The sequence below is a fragment of the Planotetraspora mira genome (genome assembly GCF_016863275.1).
Classification (GTDB): domain Bacteria; phylum Actinomycetota; class Actinomycetes; order Streptosporangiales; family Streptosporangiaceae; genus Planotetraspora; species Planotetraspora mira.
Genome location: NZ_BOOO01000024.1, coordinates 91,428 through 104,046 on the forward strand (window position 1 = coordinate 91,428; position 12,619 = coordinate 104,046).

The following is a 12,619-nucleotide window of genomic DNA, read 5'->3' on the forward strand; positions in this document are numbered from 1 at the left end:
TGTGTGACCATGCATGACCTTCCTGAGCAGATGCGGGTGCGCCGGGACAAGCTGGACCGACTGCGCGCCCAGGGCATCGACCCCTACCCGGTGACCTTCCCACGGACCACGACCATCGCCGAGGTCCGGGAGAAATACGCCGACCTGGGGGCGGGAGCGGCGACGGGCGACCGGGTCGGCGTCACGGGCCGGGTCATGTTGTCGCGCGTCGGCGGAAAGCTCTGCTTCGCCACGATCCGGGACGGCTCAGGCGATCTCCAGGTCATGGTGTCGCTCGACCGGGTCGGTGAGGAGTCGCTCGCCGCGTGGAAGCGCGACGTCGATCTCGGCGATCACGTCGGCGTCGAGGGCGAGGTCGTCACCTCCCGGCGCGGCGAGCTCTCCGTGATGGCGGAGAGCTGGCAGATCACGTCCAAGTGCCTGCGGCCGCTGCCGGAGAAGCACGCGGGCCTCAGCGACCCGGAGGCGCGCGTACGGCACCGCTACGTCGACCTGATCGTCAACGACGAGGCCAGGCGGATGGCGTACCTGCGCAGTGCCACGGTCAGGGCGGTGCGCGACTTCTGGCACGAGGAGGGTTATCTCGAGGTCGAGACCCCGATGTTGCAGCCGATCCACGGTGGCGCGGCGGCCCGGCCGTTCAAGACCCACATCAACGCCTACGACATGGAGCTCTACCTCCGCATCGCGATCGAGCTCTACCTCAAGCGGCTGGTCGTGGGCGGCATCGAGAAGGTCTTCGAGATCAACCGGAACTTCCGCAACGAGGGCGCGGACGCCACGCACAACCCCGAGTTCACCATGCTCGAGGCGTACGGGACCTATCTCGACTACAACGACATGGCCGACCTGACCCAGCGCATGTACCAGCGGGCGGTGGTGGCGGCACTCGGCACCTCCGTCGTGGTGCACGAGGGACGACAGATCGATCTCGGCCTGCGGGAATGGCCACGCGTCACGCTGTACGGCTCGGTCTCGGCGGCACTCGGTGAGGAGGTCACACCCGAGCTCCCCCTCGACCAAGTCCGGAAATTTGCGGACAAGGCGGGGGTGCATTGGGAGCCCGCCTGGGGCCAGGGCAAGGTCGTTCAGGAGATCTTCGAGGCACTGGTCGAGCACACGCTGATCCAGCCGACGTTCGTCATGGACTACCCGCTGGAGACCTCCCCCCTCACTCGTCAGCACCGGGACAACCCGCTGCTGACCGAGAAGTGGGACCTCATCGGCTTCGGCACCGAGCTCGGCACGGCCTACTCCGAGCTGGTCGATCCGATCGAGCAGCGCCGCCGCCTGGTCGAGCAGTCGCTCCTGGCCGCGGGCGGCGACCCGGAGGCGATGCAGCTCGACGAGGACTTCCTGGAGGCCCTGGAGTACGCCATGCCGCCCACCGGCGGCCTCGGCGTCGGGATCGACCGGATGATCATGGCTTTCACCGGCAAGAACATTCGGGAGACGATCCTGTTCCCTCTCGTCAGGCCGCACGGCTGAGCCTTCTCGGGCCCGGCCCGGCATCCCCGCTACAGGCACGAAAGTCGCGGAATCCGAGCGATTCGGGTGGACCCGATCGCTCGGAAGCGGGCCGTCGGATCCCAGAATCGCCAGCCCTCGGGACGTGTCCGTAAAGCCCGGAAGCATCCGGAATCTCACACTGCTGGGAACAGTGTTGCTGCCGTGGCGGAGCGCTCATCCGAGCGCCGTTCTGCACAAGGCCGTACCTTGACGACCTTGTCGGACGGCGTTTACCTTCCCTGAGGGTGGGCCGACCCAATCATCGTCGTGGGGGAGGGCGGGACGATGGGGCTTCCTGACGTCGTCACGAGAGGCGAGGATCTCGCAGTGGACCTCGCTATGGATGTCGAGCGCGCCGGTCTGAACGATGAGGATCTGTTGCTCCTCGCGGAGCTCGCCAAAGGGGTCACCGCGGATCGCGTGGGCCGGAGCCTGGATGTGAGCGGCCGCACGGTCCGCCGGCGGCTACGCCACATCTGCGATCAGATCGGTGTGGCGACCGCCATCGAGGCGGTCGCCTGGGCAGCGCGGCGCAGGCTCATCTAGCGCCGCCTCAACACAGCATTTCGCCGCAGGCCCGGGCTCGGACCTGCGGCGTCATGATTCGGGGACCGCCTCGCCGGGGCTCAGTCCGCGATTCGTACCACTCCCGCGATCGGCCGCCCGGCGAGAGGCGCCACACGCACCACGTCGCCCGTGTGGGGAGCGTGGATCATGAAGCCGCCGCCGAGGTACATACCGACGTGGTGCAGGTCCGAGTAGAAGAAGATGAGGTCACCGGCGCGCATGTCCTTGGTGGAGATGTGCGTGCCCGAGGTCCACTGGTTGCCGGTGTAGTGGGGGAGGCTGATCCCGACCGTGTGATAGGCCGCCATCATCAGGCCTGAGCAGTCGTAGGAACTCGGCCCCGCGGCTCCCCAGACGTACGGCTTCATCTGCTGTGTCAGCGCCCACCGGGCCGCCTGGGCGGCCTTGCCGTCGCCGACGACGGGGAAGGAGACGCGCTTGGCCGCGCCGCCGCTGACGCTGGCGGCGACCGTGCTGTAGAGCTTGCTCTCGGACTTCTTGACCAGCTTGGTGATCTTCTTGCGCTGGGAGTCGAGGCTGGAGAGCAGCTTCTTCACCTCGGCCGCACGCGCGGCGGCGCCGGCCTTCGCCCGCTCGGCCGCCTGCATCGCGTTGGCGACCTCGGTGACCTCCTGGCCCTGCTGCATCTCCAGGGCGTAGGTGGTGGAGGCCTGGTCGAGGTAGGTCTCGGGATCGACGCCGCCCATCAGGGCGAAGGGCGTGGATCCGAAGCCGCCGTTCATGTACGAGTTCTGCGCGAGGTAGGCGGCCTTCTGGCGGCGCTCGGCGAGCTCGGACTCGCTCTTGGCGAGGGTCTTCTTGGCTACATCGGCCGACCGCTGGGCGGCGCTGAGACGGACGCGCTCGCCGTTGTACTGCTCGGAGAGGGTCTCGATGTCGCTGTAGAGCTTCTCGACCTCGGCGGCGAGTTGCTTGGTGGTGGGCTTGGGCTCAGCGGTGGCTGCCACCATGGGGACGCCGACCGTGATCATGGTTATCGCAACGCCAACTAAGGCGAATCTCCGGATGGAGCCGGACAGGGCTCCGCCGGCCACAGGCTGCCGGCCGTGGGCATGTCTACCGGCCGCCCGTTCTCGACGCACGCGCAACAAGACTCCTCTCCAGTGTCGTGTCGTACGGACGGGGTCGCCGTGTGATGCGCAGATGGTCACACGGTTCCGTACGGCACTCCTTGCCGCCTACCGGGTTAGCTGACGGGTTCGGGCCGGAGTAGCCCTACCTTTCGGATTCACCCCTTGTTGATCTAGAACGTCCAGATCCGCACAGTTGGGTCCCCGGCTCCACTTCGCACGTGAGTGCTCGGAAGACTCGGCGGCCCGGTCGCCGTGTGGGGCCACGATGACCGGTAATGTCGCTGGACATTAGTGCATCCGGGGTTCTAGCTCAACCAGAACTCGAGATTCCGTTGAGGTTTCACAACCAAACGATCACGGCAAGGTCACGGCCGATAATGGCCCACACCCCCATCTAGCTGCGGTTTAGCCGTTTTGGAGCGTTTTGCCGGGCGGTCGGCGCAGGTCCAACCCTGGACATAACCTGAAAGCATGGGGACAGAGTGACCAGTGGGATCGGTCGGGCTGGCCGGCGCACCGTCCCTGGCGTGAATCTGGCACCCCTTTTTGGGCCTGACCGTTAATGGATTCCTCGCGCCTCCGCGGTGCCGTGGAACCGGTTCACCTGCGGCGCCGACTACGCTGACGGACCATGGAGCAGGTCGCGGAGCAGACGTCTGCCGAGTCCGGGCCCCCGGCGGTCATCGTGCGCAGGGCCACGACGTCGGACGTGCGCGTCATCCGCCGCCTCGTCGACGAGTACTCCGGAGTGGGTCCCCGGCTCCTGGAGAAGAGCACGGTCACGCTCTATGAGGACGTGCAGGAGTTCTGGGTCGCCGAAGCGGGGGGAACGGTCGTCGGCTGCGGTGCTCTCCATGTTCTCTGGGAGGACCTGGCCGAGATCCGCACCGTCGCCGTGGATCCGGCCGCGCGGGGCAAGGGTGTGGGCCACCGCATCGTCGGAGCCCTCATCGAGACCGCGCGCGATCTAGGAGTGGGGCGGGTCTTCTGCCTGACCTTCGAAGTGGACTTCTTCGGCCGCCACGGTTTCGTCCCCATCCAGGGCACTCCGGTGGCACCTGAGGTATACGCGGAGTTGCTCGCGTCTTATGACGAGGGCGTCGCCGAATTCCTCGATCTCGAGCATGTGAAGCCCAACACGCTCGGCAATACCAGGATGTTGCTCCATCTCGACCGGTGATCTTGACCGGGCTGTTGACGTTGCGCAAAAGTGACTGTTGATATGCGTCTCGCTACGTTAGGCGATATCAGCATGCGAGCCTGACGATGTGCCGCACGCGCACTCGAAACGAGGTGACACGGTGAGCACTGGACAGCCGCCGTACCCGCAGGAAGATCCGGATGGTTCGCCTCCGGCCCGCGGACGCGACCGCCAGGACACCGAGCAGTCCCAGCAGGGCTACGACCCGGACGCCACGATCGTCGGCCAGCCGGGTCCGCAGCAGGGATACGGGTACGGCCAGCAGCCCGGCACTCCTCAAGGCCAGCAGGGTTACGGCCAGCAGGGATACGGCCAGCCGCAGTATGGCCAGCAGGGCTATGGCCAACAGGGCTACGGTCAGCAGCAGTACGGCCAGCAGGCGCAGCAGGGGGCCAACCCCCAGCAGCCCGGCCATCCGTACGGACAGCCGCCGGCGCAGCCTCAGGACCAGGGAGGTCAGGGCGGCTACGGCCAGCAGCCTCCCAACCCCTATGGCCAGCAGACTCCGAACCCCTACGCTCAGCAGCCGGCCCAGCCGTACGGTCAGGGCCAGCAGGGTTACGGCCAGCCGCAGTACGGTCAGCAGGGCTATGGCCAGCAGGGTTACGGTCAGCCCGATTACGGCCAGACGCAGCAGTACGGTCAGGGCCAGCCCGGATACGGCCAGCAGCCTTACGGCCAGCAGCCCTATGGTCAGCAGGGTTATGGCCAGCCCGGGTACGGCCAGCCCGCTTATGGACAACCCGCCTACGGTCAGCCGGGGTACGGCCAGCAGTACGGCGCTCCCGCGGCGATTCCGCCGGGTGCGCCGGCGCCGCTCGCCGAGTGGTGGCAGCGACTGGTCGCGAGGATCATCGACGGCGTCATCGTCTATGTCCCGTTCCTCATCATCTCGGCGATCATCACCGCCGTAGTGGTCACGAACGCCGGTTATGACGCCGAAACAGGAGTCGTGACGTTGGAAAGCGGCGTCTTCCTCGCCGCCTTGCTCAGCGCCTTGGTCGGTGGCGTCGGGATGATCGCCTACGAGTTCCTCATGCTCCGGCAGCGAGGACAGACCTTCGGAAAAATGGCCATGGGCATCAAGGTCGTCCAGGTCGGCGGAACGCTCGGCCCGGAAGGTCTTCCGCAGGATGTCGCGGCCAAGCGGGCCGGTGTGCTCTTCGGCCCGCAACTGATCAGATTTAACCTCCTCCTATCCTTGATCGCCGGCATCTTCGCCTTGGTGAATGCGCTCTGGCTGCTTTGGGACAAGCCGCTTAGTCAGGCGTTGCACGACAAGGTGGCCAAGACGATCGTGGTCAAGGTCAAGTAGTGCTACGAAACGGGGCCGATGGAACGGACCATCGGCCCCGTTTTCGTATCTTCGATACAAGTAGTGCTCACTGTGAAGGTAGGTAGTAAAAGCCGTAACGGCCGGGGTTTCCCGTGCGATGCTTGACCGACGCATGTCCCGACCGCTGTCACGAGAGGTGACCAATGACTGCGGAACCACCCCCCGGCCAGAATCCATATGAGTCCGCGCCGCCGCCACCGCCCGGCGGATATCCGCCTCCTGGTTACGGCCCTTATGGGGGCGCTCCGCAAGGTGCGCCTATCCCTCCGGGTGCCCCGGCCCCGCTCGCCGAATGGTGGGAGCGCTGGGTTGCGCGACTCATCGACAGCATCATGTTCGCCGTCGTGTTCTACATTCTCAGCGGCATCCTTGGCCTGATCGGCGGGTTGATCGCCTACCTCGGTTATGCGGCCTACGACTACATGCTGCACTCCAAGGACGGTCAGACGCTCGGCAAGAAGGCCATGAAGATCCAACTCGTCGGCGTAGGAGGAGCGCCACTGGATTCGTCCGCGCTCATGAAGCGTTCGGCCATCTATCCGGGCGTCATGGTGCTCAGTCCGCTGGCCTTCGCCCTCTCTGGAATCGTCGGACTCTTCGTTCTCGTGCTGGGCATCCTGATCATCGTGGACAGCCCTCTTCACCAGGGACTTCACGACAAGATCGCTGGCACGCTCGTGGTGAAGGCTCCGCGCTGACACAGCGCTGAAATCACTGTGACATCGTGCCGACACGGTGCGATCTATGCCTCTGAACTCAGGGCGAAAGGTGGGGCGGCCCGCTTCGGCGGACCGCCCCACTTGGCATTCCTGGGTATGATTTCTCCACATCCGGTAAGGCGGCTGGAGAGACACGGATTACCTTCTGCTCCACAGGTGCCCCCGGAAGGAGGAGCAGGTCCTGGCGGCGCTATCGTCGAGAGGACGCCCTCCAGAGCTGAACGCCACGGTGGCCGGACGTCATCCCGAAATTCACGCGGGTGCCGTGAAAGACACCCCCGGCGCAAGCGAGTCAGAATGACAGATGTATTGTCCGCCTTGATACCTTCCGTGGTCGCCGCGGGAGCGGTCGTGTACGGCATCGTAAAGTTGGTACGTTCCGATGCCGCCGGCCTGCGCTCGACACCGGAGTCGCGGGAGAACTCAGCAAGCTCACAGGTTCCTGAGAATCCACAAACTTGAATTGTCAGCCGCGGGAAACCGGGTATATGTTTGGCTGACGAATCAAATCTATGCTCCGCGAAAGGATTGCCGGATGGCCAAGCACACACAGGTGATTCTCATCGACGATCTCGATGGCGGCGAGGCCAATGAGACGGTCGCGTTCGCGATTGACGGCGCCGCTTATGAGATTGACCTGAGCGACGGCAACGCCAAGCGGCTTCGTGAGGCTCTGTCACCTTTCGTCGGCGGTGCGCGGCGAGCCGAATCCGGTTCGACCCGAGGTCGCCGTCGTGGTGTGGGCGGTAGTGCACAGCGTGCGATGAGCCGCGAGAAGAGCGCGGAGATCCGCGCTTGGGCGAAGTCGCACGGCCACCCCGTGAGTGAGCGGGGCCGTATTGCCGCATCGATCGTCGAAGCCTACGACGCAGCGCACTAACTGCGCCCTTGATCGCGCGGTTATGCCAGTCGTCGGATGTTCTGACGATCGGCATAACCGCGCGATTCTGTTTCCACTCTCCTAAAACCTCGTTCGCTTGCGGCGTATCCGGAACATCTCGCGCCCATCAGGGGGTTGGATAGAGGGTGAACGCCTCGCGCTCGGGGAACCCTTCTGCTATGGGAGCGGTCGCTGGGTCGGGGCTACCATGCGGAACGACGGGCCGGATCTCCCTGGCTCGCCTGACCGCTCTGTGAGGAGCGACGAGATGTTCGAAAGGTTCACCGACCGTGCGCGGCGGGTTGTCGTCCTGGCTCAGGAAGAAGCCCGGATGCTCAACCACAACTACATCGGTACTGAGCACATTCTTCTTGGCTTGATCCATGAGGGTGAGGGCGTTGCGGCCAAGGCTCTGGAGAGCCTGGGCATCAGCCTTGAGGGTGTGCGCCAGCAGGTCGAGGAGATCATCGGCCAGGGCCAGTCGGCGCCGTCGGGGCACATTCCCTTCACCCCGCGCGCCAAGAAGGTCCTTGAGCTGTCGCTCCGCGAGGCCTTGCAGCTCGGCCACAACTACATCGGCACCGAGCACATCCTGCTCGGTCTCATCCGTGAGGGTGAGGGTGTGGCGGCCCAGGTGCTGGTGAAGCTGGGGGCTGATCTCAACAGAGTGCGGCAGCAGGTCATCCAGTTGCTCCATGGTTACCAGAAGGAGCCCGCGGCGGCCGGTGGGCCGCAGGAGGCTGCTCCTTCGACCTCGCTTGTGCTGGACCAGTTTGGCCGCAACCTGACTCAGGCCGCCCGTGAGGGCAAGCTCGACCCGGTCATCGGCCGGGAGAAGGAGATCGAGCGGGTCATGCAGGTCCTCTCCCGGAGGACCAAGAACAACCCCGTGCTGGTGGGAGAGCCCGGCGTCGGCAAGACCGCCGTCGTCGAGGGCCTGTCGCAGAAGATCGTCAAGGGCGAGGTGCCCGAGACGCTCAAGGACAAGCAGCTCTACACCCTCGACCTGGGTGCCCTGGTGGCCGGCTCCCGCTACCGCGGTGACTTCGAGGAGCGCCTCAAGAAGGTGCTGAAGGAGATCCGCACCCGCGGCGACATCATCCTGTTCATCGACGAGCTGCACACGCTGGTCGGAGCGGGCGCCGCCGAAGGCGCGATCGACGCGGCGAGCATCCTCAAGCCGATGCTGGCCCGCGGTGAGCTCCAGACCATCGGCGCGACCACGCTGGACGAGTACCGCAAGCACCTGGAGAAGGACGCCGCGCTCGAGCGCCGCTTCCAGCCGATCCAGGTGGCCGAGCCGAGCCTCAGCCACACGATCGAGATCCTCAAGGGCCTGCGCGACCGTTACGAGGCGCACCACCGGGTCTCCATCACCGACGGCGCCCTCGTGGCCGCCGCCCAGCTGGCCGACAGGTACATCAGCGACCGGTTCCTGCCGGACAAGGCGATCGACCTCATCGACGAGGCCGGCTCCCGGATGCGCATCCGCAGGATGACCGCTCCGCCGGACCTGCGCGAGTACGACGAGAAGATCGCCAACGTGCGGCGCGAGAAGGAGTCCGCGATAGACGCGCAGGACTTCGAGAAGGCCGCGGCCCTGCGTGACCAGGAGAAGCAGCTCCAGCTCAAGCGCGAGCGCCGTGAGAAGGAGTGGAAGGCCGGCGACATGGACGTCGTCGCCGAGGTCACCGAGGAGCTCATCGCCGAGGTCCTCGCGACGGCCACCGGCATCCCGGTCTTCAAGCTGACCGAGGAGGAGTCGCAGCGGCTGCTCCGCATGGAGGACGAGCTCCACAAGCGGATCATCGGCCAGGACGACGCGATCAAGGGTCTGTCCCGGTCCATCCGCCGGACGCGCGCCGGCCTGAAGGACCCGAGAAGGCCCGGAGGGTCGTTCATCTTCGCCGGTCCCTCCGGCGTCGGCAAGACCGAGCTGTCCAAGGCGCTCGCCGAGTTCCTCTTCGGGGACGAGGACGCGCTGATCATGCTGGACATGTCGGAGTTCATGGAGAAGCACACGGTCTCGCGGCTGTTCGGCTCCCCGCCCGGTTACGTCGGGTACGAGGAGGGCGGCCAGCTGACCGAGAAGGTGCGGCGCAAGCCGTTCTCGGTGGTCCTCTTCGACGAGATCGAGAAGGCCCACCCGGACATCTTCAACTCGCTGCTCCAGATCCTGGAGGACGGTCGCCTGACCGACGCCCAGGGTCGCGTGGTCGACTTCAAGAACACCGTCATCATCATGACGACCAACCTCGGCACCCGGGACATCTCCAAGGGCATCGGGGTGGGCTTCGCGAAGAACAACGACGCCGAGAGCAACTACGACCGGATGAAGTCGAAGGTCCAGGAGGAGCTCAAGCAGCACTTCCGGCCCGAGTTCCTCAACCGTGTCGACGACATCGTGGTCTTCCACCAGCTCACGCCGAAGGAGATCATCCAGATCGTGGACCTGATGCTCGCCCAGGTGGACGAGCGTCTGAAGGACCGCGACATGTCACTGGCGCTGACCCCGGCCGCGAAGCAGTTGCTTGCCGACCGCGGGTACGACCCGGTGATGGGTGCCCGTCCGCTTCGCCGGACGATCCAGCGCGAGCTGGAGGACAGCCTGTCCGAGAAGATCCTGTACGGCGACCTGCGTCCGGGTCAGATCGTCAAGATCGACATCGAGGGCGAAGGCGACGCGGCGACGTTCACCTTCGTCGGCGAGTCCAAGGCTCCGGTGGTTCCCGACTCGGCGGCGTCCATCGCCGAGCCGATCCAGAACTGACCGGGCGGCACTGACCGAGCAGCACCGACGAGGGGCGTCCCCGATGGGGGCGCCCCTCGGCGTATGTGCGAGGTCGTTTCGACCGCCCGAGGAGCGCTCCGAGCCTGTCACGCCGGAGGCGCGATGCCGGTCATCCATATGGACCTCACCTCGGGTCCGGGTTTTGCGTTAGATCGGGTATCCCGCCACCGGACGTAGTACTACACTCTGTAGAGTCTGGCCTGGTTCCATGCGGATCATGACGGCGAACGTGGCGAGACCGCTCTCGAAGTCATCCCGGCGGCGTACGTACGAATCCGCTGCGGGACGGACGCGGGAACCCGGGCATCCGCGGGAGGCTCGGTGGAGGCCGGGAAGATCCCGGTGCCAATGGGACCTCGGCCCCATGCGATCGGGACAGATCGTGTGGACCATGGTCGGAGAGTGCACAACGTCTGGGAGGCACCTGATGCGCCTGTTGCACGACGACGGGACGCTCGTTCACCTGGCCTACAACGCTGGGGTACATCCGGCCGAGGACCTGGAGAACCTGATCGCCCACCTCACCCGTTACGCGGTGCCGGTGCGGCGGAAGCTGGGCGTCGAGCGGCTCGGAATCGGCCTTTGGCTGGCGCCCGCCGTCGCCGACCATCTCATCGCCGACCGCATCGAGCTGGTACGGCTGCGCCGTTCGCTGGAGGAACGCGGACTGGAGGTCGTCAGCCTCAACGGGTCCGGCGGCCACAACCAGGACGTCCTCGGGCCGGACTGGGCGAAGCCCGAGCGGTACCGGTACACGATGTCGCTGGCGAAGATCCTCGCCTTCCTGCTCCCTGAGGATGTGCGGTTCGGCAGCATCTCGACGATCCCGATCGGCTGGCGCCGCGACTGGCCGGCCGATCTGCACTCGATCGCCTCCCGCCGCCTCGAACGGCTCTCGCGGGAGCTGCGCGGCCTCTACAGCGTGACCGGCAAGACCATCCGCGTCGGGTTCGAGCCCTGGCCGGGCTGCGTTCTGGAGACGACGGAGCAGGCGCTCGCGAGGGTCTGCGACATCGACTCCGATCACCTCGGCGTCTGCCTGGACGCCTGCCATCTGTCCTGCGGCGCGGAGGAGCGCGGTGCCGCCCTCCGGGGGCTCGCTCTCGCGGGCGCGCCCGTGGTGAAGCTGGGGCACGTGCACAACCACAGCCAGGAGATCCCGAGCACGCAGCCGGTGCTCCAGGACACGCTCAACGCGATCCTGTCCGGCGCGGTCAACGGCTCGGCTCATGTCGAGGTCGAGGCGCACGAGTGGACGGCTCCCAAGTCGAAGGGCCCGGCGGCCCTGGTGGCGAGGCTCGCCGCCGAGCTCGACTGGACCCGCCGCAACCTGACCGACCTCGGCCTCAAGCTGGCCGCCTGACCGTCCCTGCATGATCACGCGCCTGGTTTCCGCAGGTGGGGTGGGGTTCCGCCGAACCTGTGCATGATCATGCACCTGATTTCCGCAGGTGGGGTGGGGTTCCGCCGAACCTGCGCATGATCACGATCGGGGTGTGCGCAGGTCAGGTGGGATCTCGGCGAACCTGTGCATGATCACGCGGGGAGGCGGTAGGTCCCGTCTTCCAGGATCTCGGCGAGCCCGTCGTCCAGCAGGCCGTCGAGCGCCCTCTCCCGCTGGACGTGGTCGTCCCACACCGCATCCAGCGCCTCCTTCGGCACGGGGCCGTACGCCTCGCGCAGGACGGCCAGCAGCCGGCCCCTGCACTGGCGGTCGGTGCCCGCGTAGGTCTGCCCCACCCGTGCCGGTCCCGCGTGGGCCGGGCGGCCCGCCAGCCTCCAGGCGCACCGCGACGCCACCGGGCAGTCGTCGCACCTGGGGGCGCGAGCCGTACAGACCAGGGCGCCCAGCTCCATCACGGCGACCGCCCAGCGCGGGGCGCCGACGGGTGGCAACAACGACTCGGCCAGCCGCCGCTCGGCGGCCGTGGTGGCCTTCGGCGGATATTCCTCCCCCTGTACGGCTCTCGCGAGAACCCGCCGGACGTTGGTGTCCAGGACGGCGTGGCTGCCTCCGTAGGCGAAGCTGGCCACGGCGGCCGCCGTGTAGTCGCCGATGCCCGGCAGGGCGCGCAGCTCGTCGTAGGCGGACGGAACCCGGCCGCCGTGGTCCACGGTGATGGCCTTCGCGCACGCGTGCAGGTTGAGGGCCCGCCGGGGATAGCCGAGGCGGCCCCAGTGGCGTACGGCCTCGCCTGGCGGCTCCTGGGCGAGGGACTCCGGAGTGGGCCAGCGCTCCATCCAGTCGGCCCAGATCGGGAGCACCCGGACGACGGGGGTCTGCTGGAGCATGATCTCGCTGACGAGGATTCCCCAGGGGGTCGCGTCGGGTCGCCGCCACGGCAGATCGCGGTTGTGTTCGGCGTACCAGTCCAGGATCGGTTCACGTAGTGAGGCGGCCACCGTCCGACCTTATCGCCGGTCATTCCGGAGCAGGTCCGGACGGAAGCCACGCGTGCAGCGGCTCCGTCCGGCACCGGCGCGGCGAGCCGTTTCCCCTGGCGGCCCATGACTCACCATAC

At 66.6% G+C, this 12,619-nt stretch carries 10 protein-coding genes and 1 riboswitch; of the genes, 8 read left to right on the forward strand and 2 right to left on the reverse strand.

Annotation, left to right across the window (positions count from 1 at the left end; translation table 11 throughout):
• Window positions 1-9 precede the first annotated feature (9 nt).
• Both lysX and Pmi06nite_RS22950 read left to right on the forward strand, forming a co-directional pair.
• Window positions 10-1,488 (forward strand): bifunctional lysylphosphatidylglycerol synthetase/lysine--tRNA ligase LysX, encoded by a 1,479-nt coding sequence (gene lysX, locus Pmi06nite_RS22945; RefSeq protein WP_203955142.1) that lies wholly within the window; start codon window positions 10-12, stop codon window positions 1,486-1,488.
• Between the two features lie 306 nt (window positions 1,489-1,794).
• Window positions 1,795-2,055 carry a helix-turn-helix domain-containing protein gene (locus Pmi06nite_RS22950; protein WP_239114131.1) on the forward strand — a complete coding sequence of 87 codons (261 nt, stop codon included), beginning with the start codon at window positions 1,795-1,797 and terminating at the stop codon, window positions 2,053-2,055.
• An 80-nt stretch (window positions 2,056-2,135) separates the two neighbouring features.
• Here Pmi06nite_RS22950 and Pmi06nite_RS22955 read toward each other — a convergent pair whose 3' ends face one another.
• Window positions 2,136-3,068, reverse strand: coding sequence for a C40 family peptidase (locus Pmi06nite_RS22955; RefSeq protein ID WP_203955143.1), 933 nt, complete (start codon window positions 3,066-3,068; stop codon window positions 2,136-2,138).
• Between the two features lie 189 nt (window positions 3,069-3,257).
• Window positions 3,258-3,420: riboswitch (cyclic di-AMP (ydaO/yuaA leader) on the reverse strand.
• 381 nt (window positions 3,421-3,801) lie between these two features.
• Here Pmi06nite_RS22955 and Pmi06nite_RS22960 point away from each other — a divergent pair.
• The 6 genes from Pmi06nite_RS22960 to Pmi06nite_RS22985 all read left to right on the forward strand — a co-directional run bounded on the left by Pmi06nite_RS22960 (window position 3,802) and on the right by Pmi06nite_RS22985 (window position 11,460).
• Window positions 3,802-4,350, forward strand: coding sequence for an amino-acid N-acetyltransferase (locus tag Pmi06nite_RS22960; RefSeq protein WP_203955144.1), 549 nt, complete (start codon window positions 3,802-3,804; stop codon window positions 4,348-4,350).
• 121 nt (window positions 4,351-4,471) lie between these two features.
• Window positions 4,472-5,686: an RDD family protein gene (locus Pmi06nite_RS22965; RefSeq protein WP_203955145.1), complete on the forward strand. Its 1,215-nt coding sequence runs from the start codon at window positions 4,472-4,474 to the stop codon at window positions 5,684-5,686.
• Window positions 5,687-5,850: 164 nt separating this feature from the next.
• The gene (locus Pmi06nite_RS22970; protein WP_203955146.1) at window positions 5,851-6,405 is read left to right on the forward strand and encodes an RDD family protein; all 555 of its coding nucleotides are present in this window, start codon (window positions 5,851-5,853) and stop codon (window positions 6,403-6,405) included.
• 556 nt (window positions 6,406-6,961) lie between these two features.
• Complete coding sequence (locus tag Pmi06nite_RS22975) at window positions 6,962-7,306, forward strand: histone-like nucleoid-structuring protein Lsr2 (protein WP_203955147.1); 345 nt, start codon at window positions 6,962-6,964, stop codon at window positions 7,304-7,306.
• Between the two features lie 268 nt (window positions 7,307-7,574).
• Entirely contained in the window at window positions 7,575-10,076 is a 2,502-nt protein-coding gene (locus tag Pmi06nite_RS22980; RefSeq protein ID WP_203955148.1) for an ATP-dependent Clp protease ATP-binding subunit, read from the forward strand.
• A gap of 448 nt (window positions 10,077-10,524) precedes the next feature.
• Window positions 10,525-11,460 carry a TIM barrel protein gene (locus Pmi06nite_RS22985; protein ID WP_203955149.1) on the forward strand — a complete coding sequence of 312 codons (936 nt, stop codon included), beginning with the start codon at window positions 10,525-10,527 and terminating at the stop codon, window positions 11,458-11,460.
• 173 nt (window positions 11,461-11,633) lie between these two features.
• On the opposite strand, the gene Pmi06nite_RS22990 is transcribed toward Pmi06nite_RS22985, so the two are convergent.
• Window positions 11,634-12,500: an iron-sulfur binding domain-containing protein gene (locus Pmi06nite_RS22990; protein ID WP_275409596.1), complete on the reverse strand. Its 867-nt coding sequence runs from the start codon at window positions 12,498-12,500 to the stop codon at window positions 11,634-11,636.
• Window positions 12,501-12,619: the final 119 nt, after the last annotated feature.

Excerpts from the sequence above, each read along its gene's own strand:
- lysX (WP_203955142.1), top strand. The coding sequence starts at position 10 with ATGCATGACCTTCCTGAGCAGATGCGGGTGCGCCGGGACAAGCTGGAC.
- Pmi06nite_RS22985 (WP_203955149.1), top strand. The coding sequence starts at position 10,525 with ATGCGCCTGTTGCACGACGACGGGACGCTCGTTCACCTGGCCTACAAC.
- Pmi06nite_RS22960 (WP_203955144.1), top strand. The coding sequence starts at position 3,802 with ATGGAGCAGGTCGCGGAGCAGACGTCTGCCGAGTCCGGGCCCCCGGCG.
- Pmi06nite_RS22970 (WP_203955146.1), top strand. The coding sequence starts at position 5,851 with ATGACTGCGGAACCACCCCCCGGCCAGAATCCATATGAGTCCGCGCCG.
- Pmi06nite_RS22980 (WP_203955148.1), top strand. The coding sequence starts at position 7,575 with ATGTTCGAAAGGTTCACCGACCGTGCGCGGCGGGTTGTCGTCCTGGCT.
- Pmi06nite_RS22950 (WP_239114131.1), top strand. The coding sequence starts at position 1,795 with ATGGGGCTTCCTGACGTCGTCACGAGAGGCGAGGATCTCGCAGTGGAC.
- Pmi06nite_RS22955 (WP_203955143.1), bottom strand. The coding sequence starts at position 3,068 with ATGATCACGGTCGGCGTCCCCATGGTGGCAGCCACCGCTGAGCCCAAG.
- Pmi06nite_RS22975 (WP_203955147.1), top strand. The coding sequence starts at position 6,962 with ATGGCCAAGCACACACAGGTGATTCTCATCGACGATCTCGATGGCGGC.